The 14,008-nt window shown below is 55.1% G+C and carries 14 protein-coding genes; 9 read left to right on the plus strand and 5 right to left on the minus strand.

What is annotated here, in order from left to right; genetic code table 11:
* The first annotated feature begins 247 nt into the window (after nt 1–247).
* The 4 genes from K6L24_RS03590 (at nt 248) to K6L24_RS03605 (ending at nt 4,921) form a co-directional block, all read left to right on the plus strand.
* On the plus strand, nt 248–1,771 hold the full coding sequence (locus tag K6L24_RS03590) for a sodium:solute symporter family protein (protein ID WP_222681954.1): 1,524 nt from the start codon (nt 248–250) through the stop codon (nt 1,769–1,771).
* Between the two features lie 17 nt (nt 1,772–1,788).
* Nucleotides 1,789–2,565: a glucosamine-6-phosphate deaminase gene (locus K6L24_RS03595; RefSeq protein WP_222681955.1), complete on the plus strand. Its 777-nt coding sequence runs from the start codon at nt 1,789–1,791 to the stop codon at nt 2,563–2,565.
* Nucleotides 2,558–3,718: an N-acetylglucosamine-6-phosphate deacetylase gene (locus K6L24_RS03600; RefSeq protein WP_118665587.1), complete on the plus strand. Its 1,161-nt coding sequence runs from the start codon at nt 2,558–2,560 to the stop codon at nt 3,716–3,718. The genes K6L24_RS03595 and K6L24_RS03600 overlap by 8 nt, the downstream gene beginning before the upstream one ends.
* Nucleotides 3,719–3,784: 66 nt before the next feature.
* Nucleotides 3,785–4,921, plus strand: coding sequence for an ROK family transcriptional regulator (locus K6L24_RS03605; RefSeq protein ID WP_137269523.1), 1,137 nt, complete (start codon nt 3,785–3,787; stop codon nt 4,919–4,921).
* Nucleotides 4,922–5,217: 296 nt separating this feature from the next.
* On the opposite strand, the gene yddG is transcribed toward K6L24_RS03605, so the two are convergent.
* From yddG to K6L24_RS03625, 5 genes are all read right to left on the minus strand, one after another.
* On the minus strand, nt 5,218–6,126 hold the full coding sequence (yddG, locus tag K6L24_RS03610; RefSeq protein ID WP_118665591.1) for an aromatic amino acid DMT transporter YddG: 909 nt from the start codon (nt 6,124–6,126) through the stop codon (nt 5,218–5,220).
* 125 nt (nt 6,127–6,251) lie between these two features.
* Nucleotides 6,252–6,581 carry a multidrug/spermidine efflux SMR transporter subunit MdtI gene (gene mdtI / locus K6L24_RS03615; protein WP_062746052.1) on the minus strand — a complete coding sequence of 110 codons (330 nt, stop codon included), beginning with the start codon at nt 6,579–6,581 and terminating at the stop codon, nt 6,252–6,254.
* Complete coding sequence (mdtJ, locus tag K6L24_RS03620) at nt 6,568–6,912, minus strand: multidrug/spermidine efflux SMR transporter subunit MdtJ (RefSeq protein ID WP_062746054.1); 345 nt, start codon at nt 6,910–6,912, stop codon at nt 6,568–6,570. The genes mdtI and mdtJ overlap by 14 nt, the downstream gene beginning before the upstream one ends.
* 90 nt (nt 6,913–7,002) lie before the next feature.
* Nucleotides 7,003–7,098, minus strand: coding sequence for a protein YdgV (locus K6L24_RS22535; protein WP_478279649.1), 96 nt, complete (start codon nt 7,096–7,098; stop codon nt 7,003–7,005).
* 163 nt (nt 7,099–7,261) lie between these two features.
* A complete protein-coding gene (locus K6L24_RS03625; protein ID WP_137269525.1) occupies nt 7,262–8,272 on the minus strand; it encodes a LacI family DNA-binding transcriptional regulator in 1,011 nt (336 codons plus the stop codon).
* 151 nt (nt 8,273–8,423) lie between these two features.
* On the opposite strand from K6L24_RS03625, the gene K6L24_RS03630 reads away from it, so the two are divergent.
* The 5 genes from K6L24_RS03630 to btsR all read left to right on the plus strand — a co-directional run bounded on the left by K6L24_RS03630 (nt 8,424) and on the right by btsR (nt 14,008).
* Nucleotides 8,424–9,542: an ABC transporter substrate-binding protein gene (locus K6L24_RS03630; protein WP_118665595.1), complete on the plus strand. Its 1,119-nt coding sequence runs from the start codon at nt 8,424–8,426 to the stop codon at nt 9,540–9,542.
* 78 nt (nt 9,543–9,620) lie between these two features.
* Nucleotides 9,621–10,673 (plus strand): FecCD family ABC transporter permease, encoded by a 1,053-nt coding sequence (locus tag K6L24_RS03635; RefSeq protein ID WP_222681956.1) that lies wholly within the window; start codon nt 9,621–9,623, stop codon nt 10,671–10,673.
* Entirely contained in the window at nt 10,670–11,458 is a 789-nt protein-coding gene (locus K6L24_RS03640) for an ABC transporter ATP-binding protein (protein WP_191927620.1), read from the plus strand. Before K6L24_RS03635 ends, K6L24_RS03640 begins: the two co-directional genes overlap by 4 nt.
* A 148-nt stretch (nt 11,459–11,606) precedes the next feature.
* Nucleotides 11,607–13,292: a sensor histidine kinase gene (locus K6L24_RS03645; protein ID WP_222681957.1), complete on the plus strand. Its 1,686-nt coding sequence runs from the start codon at nt 11,607–11,609 to the stop codon at nt 13,290–13,292.
* On the plus strand, nt 13,289–14,008 hold the full coding sequence (btsR, locus tag K6L24_RS03650; protein WP_062746066.1) for a two-component system response regulator BtsR: 720 nt from the start codon (nt 13,289–13,291) through the stop codon (nt 14,006–14,008). The genes K6L24_RS03645 and btsR overlap by 4 nt, the downstream gene beginning before the upstream one ends.

Here is a 14,008-nt window from a genome sequence, read left to right on the forward strand (position 1 = left end):
GCAAGCCTTGCTGATATCCGCCCCTGTTGCTGCACTAAAAACTGAGTTACAAGATATTACCCCTATCACATTCATAACAAAGTCCTATGAGCAGTGAGGGGGTAAATAAAAAGCTTCGTGATCCTGTTCGCATATTGTTGCCCTTTTACCGTGCTAGGCTTTTATTAGTCCTTAGTTAGGACTAAATAGGTGACCGGCAGCTTTCCCGCCGGACTTCGACCATGCAGCCTTGCTTCCGGAGTTAACGATGAACGGGATAGACTATTTTGTCATGGCGCTGTATGCGCTTATGATTGTTATGATCACGCTGTGGTCCATGCGTAAAGTAGGAAGTACGAAAGATTTCTTTGCTGCCGGAGGAAAGATGCCCTGGTGGCTTTCCGGTATCTCACACCATATGTCCGGCTATAGCGCGGCGGTATTTGTGGCCTATGCCGCAGTTGCTTACAAGTTTGGGCTGACCATCTATTTCTGGTGGGCGCTGCCCATTTCTATTGCCGTATTTATTGGTTCGGTTATTTTTGCACCGCGCTGGGCGCGTCTGCGTATCCATATGAATATCGAATCACCGATGGAATATCTTGCAACGCGTTATAACGTGCCAACCCAGCAAGTTCTGGCCTGGAGTGGCGTGCTGCTAAAGACCTTCGATGTCGGCGCTAAGTGGGCCGCTATCGCCATTATTATCAATGTATTTACCGGGCTTGATCCTGTCGTGGGTATTGCTGTTTCCGGCTTGTTGTGCCTGTTTTATACCGTTCTCGGCGGGCTATGGGCCGATGCTTGTAACGATTTTGGCCAGTTTATTGTCCAGTTTATTGCCGCCACTGTCATGGTGGCCGCCGTCGCATTTCATCTTGGTGGTTTCAGTAACCTGCTGACTATCTGGGACCGATTACCGGCAGGGCATACCGATATTATTGTTGAACCCTATTCAACGGGATTTATTCTGGCTTACTTTGTTATTTACACTCTGAGTTATAATGGCGGCACCTGGAATCTGGCGCAGCGATTTATTGCTTCGCCCCGTGGTAAAGATGCCCGCAAAGCCGCATTGCTTTCATCTGTTTTGTATCTTGTCTGGCCGCTGATTCTTTTTTATCCCATGTGGGCAGCACCACTGTTGTTCCCGGATATCCCTGACCCTTCGCAGTCTTATTCCATCATGGCCATGCAGTTACTGCCAAACGGTCTGATTGGCCTGGTGTTGGTGGCGATGTTTACACACACCTTATCGATGACGTCCTCGGACTCTAATGCCATTACTGCTGTGGTAACCCGCGATATTCTGCCGATACTGTTGCCGAAAAAATTTGGTAACGGGCAGTCTTCACTTTTGGTCGCACGGATAACTATTGTGTTGTTTATTCTGATAACGCTGCTGATTGCCGCCAACGCCAGCCGCTTTGGTGGAGTCCTGTCATTATTAATTGTCTGGTTTGGCGGGCTTGTCGGGCCGATATCTATTCCGATGTTACTTGGCCTGCTGCCGTGGTTCCGTAAATGCAACTCGACGGCGGCAATATCCTCATGGGTATCCGGTGTCACTGCCTTTTTCCTGGTGAAGTTTGTAATTCCAGATATGAGCACAGCTCAGGTCGTGGCTATTCCGGTATTGCTGTCATTGGCTGTCTATACGCTTGGGGGTTTCCTCCGTCGCAGCCCGGTAAGTGCAGAGGTGGATAATTTGCTAAATGCATTAAATCAGGATCAGGCCGATGATTTTTCTGCGCTAAAAAATAAACCCATTTATCAACACGAGTCCAAATGAATACAGGATGTAATGCTATGACAACACCTGGCTATATTAAACATGTTGAGCTTCTGACCGTTGAAGTTTTCGCTACCCGGCAACAAATGGGGCAAGCCGCCGCTGCGGCTGCGGCACAACATTTAAGGCAACTACTTAGTCAGCAAAATAATGTGCGAATTGTTTTTGCCGCTGCGCCATCACAAAATGAGTTTCTGGCACATCTGTCACGAGCAGAGGGGATCGACTGGCGTCGGGTCGTGGCTTTCCATATGGACGAATATATTGGGTTACCTGAACATTCGCCGGCACTGTTTCGCCACTACCTGGCGCATCATTTATTTGATACGGTGCGGCCAGGTAGGGTGTATTACATTCCCGCATCTGGCGATCCTCAACGGGTGTGTGAGCAGTACACCATGCTGTTGCAACAGGCACCTGTTGATATGGTCTGCCTGGGTATTGGCGAAAATGGTCACCTGGCATTTAACGATCCACCGGTGGCTGATTTTAACGACAGGGAGGCGATGAAAGTCGTTGAACTGGATTCATCATGCCGTCAGCAGCAGGTAAACGATGGCTGTTTTGCTTCGCTGGATGAAGTGCCTGTCCATGCGTTAACGCTCACGATTCCAACCCTGATGGCAGCCCGGCGTCTGTTTTGTATCGCACCCGGTAAAAATAAGCGTAATGCCATTGTTCAAACGCTGACCTCACCCCAATCTGTGGCATGCCCTGCCACCATTTTACGCAGCCATCCTGCCTGTACGCTATATACCGATATTGCGGGTTATGGGGAATTGCCACATGAGTGAAATGATAGTGCGTGCCAGAGACTATCGCGATCGGCAACCGGTTGAGATTATCGCCCATAACGGTGTGATCAGCGAGATCCGCCCTGTAGCCGGTGGAGAGCAATATCTGCCGCTGATAGCACCGGGGTTAGTTGATTTGCAGGTTAATGGATACAACGGCGCGGATTTCAACTGTTTTCCTTTTGCCGAAGAGTCTGTAGAGCTGGTGACACGTGCGCTATGGCAACAAGGGGTAACGACGTTTTTACCCACAATTATCACGAATGGCGAAGATGAAATTGAACAGATGATGGCAACGCTGGCGAGGGCCTGCCAGCATTTTCCGCTAGTCGGCCAGTCTGTTGCAGGTATTCATCTGGAAGGCCCCTTTTTATCAACACAGGACGGACCACGCGGTGCCCATAACCTCGAGCATATAAAAGCCCCTGACTGGTCGCTGTTTCAGCGCTGGCAGGATGCCGCCCAGGGGCGTATCCGCCTGGTGACGTTATCCCCGGAATGGAAACACGCTGATGATTTTATCCGTCACTGTGTTGCTGAAGATGTGGTGGTTTCTATCGGGCATACGGCTGCCAGCGCAGAACAAGTTGCCTCTGCGGTTAACGCGGGTGCACGGATGTCTACCCATCTTGGTAACGGAACGCACCTGATGTTGCCACGCCATCCTAACTACTTGTGGGAACAACTGGCACAGGACAGTCTCTGGTGCGCAATGATTGCTGATGGCGAACATTTACCACTGTCGGTACTGAAAGTATTTATTTGTGCTAAAGGCGAGCGGGCTATGCTGGTCAGCGATGTTACCTGCCATGCAGGGATGCCAGCGGGCCGTTATCGTTCGCATATTGGTGGTGAGGTAATATTGAGCGCAGAAGGGCGGTTGTCGATGGCAGAGAACCCGGCGTTGTTGGCCGGATCAGCACAGGGATTATTGCACGGCATTAACACGCTGGTAAAAAATGATCTGGTTTCGGTAGCAGAGGCTATTGAGATGGCATCAAGGCGGCCTGCGCGGTGCCTTAGGTTACCGGTGCAACAAGGACTGGCCGTTGGCGCACCGATGGATGCTATTTTGTTACGACAGGAGGGGGATAAAACGCTCCAGCTGCTGGCGACATATAAAAAGGGGACGGAAGTATGGCGTGTTGAATAGTTTGGTCAGTAAATCTTCTCTCATGCCATAATACCTGACAGGCTGTAGCGAACGGAAGATCATGAGATGAAAGAGCCAGGCAAAGGACCGGCGCTGCTGCGCCAGTATAATGAGAAACGTGTGCTGGCGTATCTGCGCCAACATAAAATCAGTTCTCGCCTGGATATTTCGCGTGCGCTGTCATTAAGCAAAAATACGATTTCACTGATAATCGACGGCTTGCTTGCGCAGGGTTTTGTTGAGGAACAGGGCGCAGCGCAAACTAGCAGCATTGGGCGCCCTAAAATTTATATAGCAGCCAGACCTGCGGCGATAAAAACGGCTGGTATCATGATTGAGCGCCAGCGTATTCACTGGGTGGTTTGTGACTTTTTCTCTCAAATTATTGATGAAAAAAATATCCTGCTTGATACTGCCAATCCGCAAGAGGTGTTGGTAGCGATAATGGATAACTGCCAACAGTTGCAGCAATCCTATCCGGATTTGGTCGGCATAGGCATAGGCTTTCCCGGTATTGTCGATCAACAAAAAGGTATGTTGCATGTTTCCGCCCATCTTGGCTGGGGGGCGGTTTCCTTGCAGCCTTTACTGTCCTGCACGAACGCTATTCCGGTGAGTCTGTGGAATAACGTTAAAGCTGCGGCGCTGATTGCCCGGCAGGGAGAAATAGCGGGAGGAAACGGGGCCTGTTTTTACCTGCGTATTGGCGAAGGTATTGGCGGTGCATTACTGACCGAACACGGAGTATATTCCGGCGGCAGCTGGACGGCGGGTGAAGTGGGGCATTTAGCGGTGTTCCCTGGGGGACCGCTATGTTCATGCGGGCAGAACGGCTGCCTGGAATCGCTGATTGGTTTCCTGGCGATTAATAAGCAGTTAGAACAGATGCAGCCGGGCCTCAACTGGGATAACCGACATCAGGCGGTCGCGTTGGTCGATGAGGTAATGGTGAATGCCGGAAAGCTGTTAGGCAGGGCGCTCAGTCAAATAATTCATTTGTTAAACCCGAAAATATTGCTGATAGACGGCCCTTACAACAGTCATCCATCATTTGTGGAAAATACGCTGGCAGTGGCCAGGCAAAGTACGCTGGCGTTTCCTTTTAGCAGCACACAGATTGTTTTTGTTACCGAAAGGCTCAACCCTGCGAGAGGGCTGGCGTTGGCGATGTTGCAAGATTTTGAGCAAATGTCACTGACATAAACCACGGCTTTCAGCGTGGTACTTCTGGTGGTAACGCTTATTTCGTGTGGATGTCTTCTCTGTCTTTTGAATATATTGACGGCAAAGAGGGAGGGGGGCTGTCCGTGGCAATGAATCGTTCTGAATACGGGGAGACGGTAAAAACGCCTGGTATCAGGCCTGCTGCGGCACGTAACCAATTGATCCACAGCAGAGAGCCTTTCCCGGATACGAAAGTTGTTATCTGCTGTCAGGCTGGCAAGTCGCAGGTTAATGATAACGATCCGGTGCACGTGAAATGTATCGGCGTATCCTTATCATGTCTGGCTGGAGGCTTTTGTCAGTGTTTTAGTGCGCGTTGACCACCAGCAGAGCAGCGACCCCAGGCTGACCATGCCGGCCCCCTGCCAGAAGTTCACCGACAGGCTGGCGTTGAGCAGACCGGCAGCCAGCACCGCAGAAATAACGGGAATAAAATAAGAGGCGGCGGCCAGTATCGTCACGTTGCCGTGCAGGATGCCAGTGTTCCAGGCGGCATAGCCAAAACCCATCGCCATCGCGGCCAGCCCCAGGCTGACCACGACCCGCGCAGTAAAGATCATCTCCGGCTGCGGCCCGGCAAAAAATTTCAGCCACAGCGCCAGTGCGGTAAGAATAAAGAACAGCGTAATGCCGTTACTGCCACGGGCGATCTGGCGGGTGACCACGCAGTAAACCGACCAGATCACCGCACCGCTGAAGGCCAGACCGTAGCTGAGTGGGTTGGACGCGATATTATGGCCGATCTCCAGCAGGGAAAAGGCGCTGTCGCCCGCCAGAACCCGACCAATACCGGCGACGGAGATCACCAGGCCCGGGATCAGCAGCAGGCTGCATTTCTGTCGGGTGACCAGTACTGAGAGCACCACGGTCATCGCGGGCCACAGATAGTTGACCATACCGACCTCTATCGCCTGCGTGCGGGTGGTGGCAAAGCCCAGCGACAGCGACAGGCAGAGTTCGTAGCAGACAAACAGCAGGCTGCCGGTTATCAGATAAGCCCGGGGGAATTTTTTAACATCCGGAAAGCCCACCGTCAGCAGCAGCAGCAGCGCGCTGAGTGAGTAGATCATCGCCGCCCCGCCTACTGCGCCCAGTCCTTCACTGACGGCGCGTATCAGTCCGACAATCGCGCTCCACAGTACGATAGCAATCAGTCCGGTCAGTGTGGCTTTGTTGTGTGTCATGGTGCGCTCCCTGCGAGTCATGGTTATCGCCTGAGACTTTACAGGTCAGAACGCCAATGCGCACCGACTATTGTTGCCAGGAGAAGGCGGCGCAGGCAACGGACATCGCCTGCGCCGGGGTGGACTCAGGATAGCTTAATGATCACCATCCCGGCGAGCAGCAGAGCCACTCCCAGCCAGCCTTTACGATCCAGACGCTGGCCAAACAGGATCCAGCCTGCGGCAATGGTGGCGACCAGACCGAACCCGCCCCACAGGGCATAGGCGACAGACAGATCGATGCCCTTCACCGCCTGGGAAAGGGCGCTGAACGCGGCCAGCACCGCCAGCAATGACAGTAGCCCGTAGGTTTTACGCTTAAAGCCGTCTGACAGCTTAAGAAAGATATTGGCGGCAATCTCCAGCAGCGTTGCCGCGCACAGCCAGGCGGCATGGATCCACTCAAACGGCTGCATGTGACCTCCTGCTGCGGGTGCCTGACTTAATCAGGGCAATCCCCGCCACCAGCGTGGCCAGGCCAATCGCTTTTGCCAGCGAAACGGACTCGTCAAACAGCAGCACGCTGAACAGCGTAATAAACACGATGCCAATGCCTTCCCACATGGCATAAGCAACGCCGAGAGCAATTTTTTTAATGGAAACAGAGAGCGCGATATAGGAGAGGGCGATCATCATCAGCATCAGGAAATAGCCCAGTTGATTATCGCTGACGTTTGACCACTTCATCAATAGCGTACCGGTGATCTCAAGCGCGATCGCCAGGGCCAGTAACATCCAGTAAAACATGATTTTTTCTTCCAGATAATACGTCTACGCGCCAGCCTGAAGCGATTTCAGACGGCAATAAGTCACAGACAAATAAAATGAGGAAGGGGACTAAAGCGCGTTGCGCCAGTGTTGTTCGCCGGAAAGGGAATAATCAGAAGCGTTCAGAGAAGAGCGGTTATGCCAGGTCTTGCCGATATTATCCATAATATTTACAACTTATCCGCGTTGTTGCTTTTCGTCGGTGCGGAAAGGAAATTGTCCTCAGTAGTGATACACGCCTCTCTTTTACCCGATCATCATCGCTTTAGCTGGTGTATTTGCAATTCTTTACGCTGCTTTCAGGCCAAAAAGCAGTGACAGTCACTGCTTACAGATTATAAGGCGTGATGATGCTGACTTTTGAAAAGGGCGCCGGTTGGTCCGGTGGCGTCATGAAACCATGGAAAGCCAGAATGTGATGAAAAATACGCCGTGCATCCTGCTGAAGATCATGGTCAATGATCGCATCCAGCCTGCCGTCACTGAGCAACTGGCGATTTTCGCGGTCAAGATCGTGACCAAGGTATGCCTTCAGCGGCCGACCGGCATCGGAGAAGGCCCGCAGGATCGCCGTATTGCCCCCACCCGCGCAGTAGATCGCGCCCAGCAGGGGATGCGCCTCCAGCTGTTGTGACACCGCGCTGTAGGTGGGGGCATCAATGCCATAGCCTGCGCGAATGCGGCGCATTTTCAGCGCCGGTGCCATCGTGGACATGGCCGCGCAAAATCCGTCTGCACGCGCCTCCTCCCCATGAAAATGCGGGCTGCCGGTCACCACGGCCACTTCCGGGCGGTGCTGGGCCAGCAGGTGAGACATCAGCCAGGCGGCGGTTTGTCCGGCGGCGTGATTGTCCATGCCGACGTAGCTAATGCGCTGGCTGTCAGGCAGGTCGGTCACCATCGTCACCACCGGTACGCGCTGTTTCAGCAATTCCCCGATAGTCTCCGTCAGTTCAGGGCTGCTTTCCGCCTTCAGCACAATGCCATAACTGTCGCTGGCGCAGCGCTGCATCAGCCGGGCGATCTGGTCTGCCGCGATCGCCTCAAAAATATGCAGGCGCAGCGTCAGCCGGAAGGGGGCAAAGCTACTCAACTCCTCCAGCAGTGCTGCGGTAACCAGCTGGCTGAAGCGGGCAGGGGTGTGCATGATGACGTCTATGGGCAGTGTCCTGCCGCTGGCCAGGCTCATACGCTGCTGCTGTTCCAGGTCGCTGATCGCCTGGGCGATGCGGCGTTCAGTGCGGGCATGAACCGCGCCGCGTTGGTGAAGCGCCCGGTCTACTGTGGCTTTGCTGACGCCCGCCTGCGCGGCAATCTGTTTAATGGAAAATTTCATCATTGAGGTTTTTCTGAGGTGATCCGTTTCGTTGAGAAATAATGTAGCGGCTAAATAAGTTGCAGGAAATGGTTAAATTGTGTAAAAAACTGTATCAAATCTAACTGATAATCATTTTTATTTGCCTTTAGTTTCTTACCGGGAACCTGCATCCATGACCAACTCTGCTTTTGCTCCACGTGCGCTGCTGTGCGCGCTCTCTTTTGCTGTACTGACGTTTACCTCTTCCGTATCGGCTAAGGTTCAGACCCTGACCGACGTGATCGGCCGGAAAGTGAACGTCGATCTGCCCGCAAAACGCGTGGTACTCGGGTTTTACTTTGAAGATTATATGGCGGTGGGCGGGGAGAAAGCTTATGACGCCGTGGCAGGCATTTCCCGTGAGGCCTGGGAAGGCTGGGTGCCAGCCAACTGGAACATGCACGTGGCGCACCGCCCCTCGCTGAAAACCATCCCGGACGTGGGGGAAGTGGAAGCACAGAGTTTCTCGGTTGAAAAAGTGCTCAGTCTGAACCCGGACCTGGTGATCCTCGCTGACTGGCAGTTCCAGGCGCTGGGTCAGGACGTGCAGCGCATCGAAAAGCAGGGCATCCCGGTCGTGGTCATTGACTTCAACGCCCAGACCGTTGAGCGCCACGTCGCTTCAACACGCGTTCTGGGAACGCTGACCGGGCAGGAAGCCCGTGCCAGTGAAATGGCAGCACTGTATGCCGGTGCGCTGAAGCAGGTCGCAGACCGCATTGCTGCGGCAGGCAAACCTCAGCCAAAAGTCTACGTGGAGTTTGGTAACAAAGGGCCGGAAGAGTACTCCTTTACCTACGGTAAAAATATGTGGGGCGCAATGGCGACAGCCGCGGGGGGCAATAACATTGCCACGCCGTTCGTCGAGTGGTGGGGGCCGCTGAATCCGGAGCAGGTGCTGGCCTCCAGGCCCGATGCTGTCTTTATCTCCGGGCGTGAAAACAATAAAAACCCGAACGCACTACCGATGGGGCAGGGCGTGAAGGTGGAAGAAGCCCGTGCGAAGCTGAAAGGGTTTATGCAGCGTCCGGGCTGGAATGAATTACCGGCCGTGAAAAACGGTAAAGTGTTCGGGGTTTATCAGGGCGCATCGCGAACGCTGTCAGACTTCGCGATGGTGCAGTACATGGCGAAACAGCTCTACCCGGATCTGTTTACGGATCTCGATCCGCTGGGTAACTACATGAACTTCTATAAAAAATACCTGCCGGTCACCCCGGAAGGGACATTTGTGGTCAGTGTGAAAGAGTGAGTTGATCCCCCTGCGGGCTGACCGGCAAAAGGTCAGTCCCGCCGGATCGGCTTTTCCGCGTGATACCAGGACCGCTAAATGAACACACCTCTTGACCATCGTGTCGCCATTGCGGCACATCGCCTGCGTGAAGGAAAACGCTGGCGCTTTGTCATTCTTTTTATTCTGCTGACTGCCGTTTGCCTGGTGCTGGATATTGCGACCGGGCCCTCAATGCTGGCCCCGTCAGAGGTGATCCGTTCACTGACCGGCATCGGTGAACGGGCGTCGATGACCGATGCCATCGTGCGTGAGTTCCGTCTGCCAATGGCGCTGATGGCGCTGGTGGTTGGCGCAGCGCTGGGGGCCGGAGGAGCACAGATGCAGACCCTGCTGAATAATCCGATGGCCAGTCCCTACACGCTGGGGATGGCGGCGGCGGCCGGGTTCGGCGCGGCGTTAAGCCTGGCCTCCGGCGGTTTCGGGCTTCATCCGATGATCGCCGTGCCGGTGGGGGCGTTTCTTTTCTCCATGCTGGCCGCGCTGTTTCTGTTTATGCTGGCTTCGCTGCGGCGGGTGCGTACGGAAACCATTATTCTCGGCGGCATCGCTCTGTTGTTTCTGTTCCAGTCGATGCTGTCGCTGATCCAGTTTCTCTCCGCCCCGGAACTGTCGCAGCAGATTTTATTCTGGCTGTTTGGCAGCCTGACCAAAGCGACCTGGCCGACGCTGGCCCTGACGGCAGGGGTGACGCTGGTGTGCTGCCTGCTGCTGATGGCCGACGCGTGGAAGCTGGCCGCGCTGCGGATGGGCGAAATGCGCGCGCTCAGTCTGGGGGTGAACGTCCGGCGCCTGCGGATGAAGGTGCTGGTGATTGTCGCGGTGATGACCGCCACCGCCACCAGTTTTGTTGGCGTCATCGGCTTTATCGGGCTGGTCGCACCGCATATTGCCCGCATGCTGGTGGGAGAAGACCAACGCTTTTCCCTGCCCATGTCACTCCTGAGCGGCGCGCTGATGCTGTCTGCCGCCTCAGTGCTGTCAAAATCCATCGTGCCCGGTGCGCTGTTTCCGGTGGGGATTGTCACTGCCATTGTCGGCGTACCGTTCCTGCTCTGGCTGATATTTTCCCCGCGAAGGAGTGCGCTGTGATCCAGCTTGAAAATGTCTCTGTCCATCGTCAGGGGCGACCGGTCATCGACGGCGTCAGCGCCGGGCTGGAGGGCGGCAAAATCCACGTGATGATTGGCCCGAACGGCACCGGTAAAACCACGCTGCTGAATGCCCTGTTCGGTGAGCTGGCGCTGGCTTCCGGCCAGATTTCTTGCGGCGGGCAGCGGCTGGTGGCGGGAAAATCATCGGGCCGTTTGCTCAACACCTGGCGTGAGCGGTTTGCCTACCTTCCGCAGGACAGCACGGCTGATATTGGTCTGACGGTGCTGGAAGTGGTGGTGCTGGGGCGGCTGGGCCGGCTGTCGCTGCATATTGATGATGAGACGCTGGAAGCGGCAATGCAGCGTCTGGAGCAGGCAGGTATTGCCCATCTTGCCGGACGCGATATTGCCTCGTTAAGCGGCGGTCAGCGTCAGATGGCGCTGTTTGCGCAGGTGATGATGCGTGAACCGCAGGTGATGCTGCTGGATGAGCCGGTCAGCGCCCTGGATGTGAAGCATCAGCTGGCGCTCCTCGACCTTGTCCGGCGGGAAACCCGTGCCCGTGGCTGGGTCACGGTGATTGTGCTGCATGACCTGAATCTGGCCTGCCAGTATGCCGATAACCTGCTGGTGGTGGCGCAGGGGAAAATTCAGGCTGTCGGTCAACCGCGCGATGTGGTCACCGCTGAACTGATCGCCACCACCTACGGGGTCGACGTCGAGATCCTGCGCGATCGCGCCGGTAATCCGGTGATCCAGCCGTTCAGTCCGGCAGCCGGTTAATGCGCCAGGGAAGGGGCGTACCGCTGCCTTTCCTGACGTTTTGTCACTAAAAAAACTCTGTACCAGTTCGCATTTCAGGGATTGAGGTTGGGAAAGAACGCCCCGCCCGGTGTATGTTGCACGCACGGGAGAATGCGGATTGCAGGATATGTACGAATTTACGTTGATTTTACTGCTGTTACAGCAGATGTGTGTGTTTCTGGTCATTGCCTGGCTGATGAGTAAAACCCGTCTGTTTATTCCCCTGATGCAGGTGACTGTGCGCCTGCCGCATAAGCTGCTGTGCTACATCACCTTCTCTATTTTCTGCATCATGGGCACCTATTTCGGCCTGCATATTGAAGACTCGATTGCCAATACGCGCGCCATCGGTGCGGTGATGGGGGGGCTGTTGGGTGGGCCGGTGGTTGGCGGATTAGTCGGCCTGACCGGGGGGCTGCATCGCTATTCACTGGGGGGAATGACCGCCCTCAGCTGTATGGTTTCTACCATTGCCGAAGGGCTGCTGGGCGGCCTGATGCACAGCATTCTGATCAAACGCGGCCGCAGCGATAAAGTCTTCAGCCCGCTGACGGCGGGGGGCATTACCTTTGTGGCTGAACTGGTACAGATGGCGATCATTCTGCTGATTGCCCGTCCGTTTCAGGATGCCCTGCATCTGGTGCAGAACATTGCGGCCCCGATGATGGTCACCAATACCATCGGGGCCGCCATGTTTATGCGTATCCTGCTGGATAAGCGGGCGATGTTTGAGAAATACACCACCGCGTTTTCCACCACTGCGCTGAAGGTGGCGGCATCGACCGAAGGCATACTGCGTCAGGGCTTTAACGAAGAGAACAGTATGAAGGTGGCACAGGTGCTTTATCAGGAGCTGGATATCGGCGCGGTGGCGATTACCGATCGTGAACGCTTACTGGCGTTTACCGGCACCGGGGACGATCATCACCTGCCGGGCAAACCGATCTCTTCCTCCTGTACCTGGCGCGCCATCGACAGCGGGGAGGTGGTGTATGCCGACGGTAACGAAGTCCCTTACCGCTGCTCGCTGCACCCGAACTGCAAGCTGGGATCCACGCTGGTGATCCCGCTCAGGGGCGAAAATCATCGGGTGATCGGCACGATAAAACTGTACGAGGCGCGCAACCGGCTGTTCAGCTCGATTAACCGCACGCTGGGCGAAGGCATTGCGCAGCTGCTCTCCGCGCAGATACTGGCCGGGCAGTACGAGCGGCAGAAGGCGCTGCTGGCACAGTCGGAGATCAAGCTGCTGCACGCTCAGGTAAATCCGCATTTTCTGTTTAACGCACTGAATACGCTGATGGCGGTGATCCGTCAGGATAGCGAAAAAGCCGGGCAGCTGGTGCACTATCTCTCCACTTTTTTCCGCAAAAATCTGAAGCGGCCTTCGGAGATAGTCACCCTGGCGAATGAGATTGAGCACGTTAACGCCTACCTGCAGATCGAGCAGGCACGTTTTCAGTCGCGACTGAGCATCCGGCTGCGGGTGCCGGAGGCGCTGGCGTATTACCGGCTTCCGGCGTTTACCCTGCAACCGATTGTGGAAAATGCCATTAAGCACGGTACTTCGCAGCTGCTGGGCCGGGGGGAGATCACCCTTCAGGCCAGCCGCGACGGAGAGCATCTGGTGCTGGATATTGAAGATAACGCCGGGCTGTATCAGCCCAAAGAGAGCAGCGGTGGGCTGGGAATGAGCCTGGTGGATAAACGTTTGCGCGCGCGGTATGGCGATGCTTACGGCATCACTGTCACCTGTGAGAAGGATTGTCTCACCCGTATCACTCTGCGGTTGCCGTTGGAGGAAACAGTATGATTAGCGTATTGATAGTGGATGATGAGCCGCTGGCGCGCGAAAATTTGCGTATTTTGCTGCAGAAAGAAGCGGATATCGACATTGTTGGGGAGTGCGGCAATGCTGTCGAGGCCATCGGCATGGTGCATAAACTGCACCCCGACGTCCTGTTTCTCGATATTCAGATGCCGCGCATCAGCGGCCTGGAAATGGTCAGTATGCTCGACCCGGCGGAACGTCCGTGGATCGTGTTTCTCACCGCCTTCGATGAGTTTGCCGTGCAGGCGTTTGAAGAACATGCTTTTGATTACCTGCTGAAACCGGTCGAAGCATCACGACTGAATAAAACGTTGATGCGACTGCGCCACGATCGCCACGGACAGGATGTTTCGGTGCTGCCGGACAGTCAGCAGGATCTGAAGTGTATTCCCTGCAGCGGCCTCAGCCGTATCTGGCTGCTGCAGATGGAAGAAGTGGTGTTTGTCAGCAGTCGCCTGAGCGGGGTGTATGTCACCAGCCAGGAGGGAAAAGAGGGTTTTACTGAGCTGACGTTACGCACGCTGGAAAACCGCACGCCGCTGGTGCGCTGCCACCGTCAGTTCCTGGTGAATATGACCCATCTGAAGGAGATCCGCCTGGAGGATAATGGCCAGGCGGAGCTGTTACTCAGCGGCGGCCACACTGTGCCGGTAAGTCGCCGCTATCTGAAAAGCCTGAAGGAGACCGTCGGGCTGTAG

The organism is Erwinia persicina, assembly GCF_019844095.1.
GTDB classification, from domain to species: Bacteria; Pseudomonadota; Gammaproteobacteria; order Enterobacterales; family Enterobacteriaceae; genus Erwinia; species Erwinia persicina.

Coding starts and splice junctions, on each gene's coding strand:
- K6L24_RS03590 (WP_222681954.1), top strand. CDS start 248: ATGAACGGGATAGACTATTTTGTCATGGCGCTGTATGCGCTTATGATT.
- K6L24_RS03595 (WP_222681955.1), top strand. CDS start 1,789: ATGACAACACCTGGCTATATTAAACATGTTGAGCTTCTGACCGTTGAA.
- K6L24_RS03600 (WP_118665587.1), top strand. CDS start 2,558: ATGAGTGAAATGATAGTGCGTGCCAGAGACTATCGCGATCGGCAACCG.
- K6L24_RS03605 (WP_137269523.1), top strand. CDS start 3,785: ATGAAAGAGCCAGGCAAAGGACCGGCGCTGCTGCGCCAGTATAATGAG.
- yddG (WP_118665591.1), bottom strand. CDS start 6,126: ATGACACACAACAAAGCCACACTGACCGGACTGATTGCTATCGTACTG.
- mdtI (WP_062746052.1), bottom strand. CDS start 6,581: ATGCAGCCGTTTGAGTGGATCCATGCCGCCTGGCTGTGCGCGGCAACG.
- mdtJ (WP_062746054.1), bottom strand. CDS start 6,912: ATGTTTTACTGGATGTTACTGGCCCTGGCGATCGCGCTTGAGATCACC.
- K6L24_RS22535 (WP_478279649.1), bottom strand. CDS start 7,098: ATGGATAATATCGGCAAGACCTGGCATAACCGCTCTTCTCTGAACGCT.
- K6L24_RS03625 (WP_137269525.1), bottom strand. CDS start 8,272: ATGATGAAATTTTCCATTAAACAGATTGCCGCGCAGGCGGGCGTCAGC.
- K6L24_RS03630 (WP_118665595.1), top strand. CDS start 8,424: ATGACCAACTCTGCTTTTGCTCCACGTGCGCTGCTGTGCGCGCTCTCT.
- K6L24_RS03635 (WP_222681956.1), top strand. CDS start 9,621: ATGAACACACCTCTTGACCATCGTGTCGCCATTGCGGCACATCGCCTG.
- K6L24_RS03645 (WP_222681957.1), top strand. CDS start 11,607: ATGTACGAATTTACGTTGATTTTACTGCTGTTACAGCAGATGTGTGTG.
- btsR (WP_062746066.1), top strand. CDS start 13,289: ATGATTAGCGTATTGATAGTGGATGATGAGCCGCTGGCGCGCGAAAAT.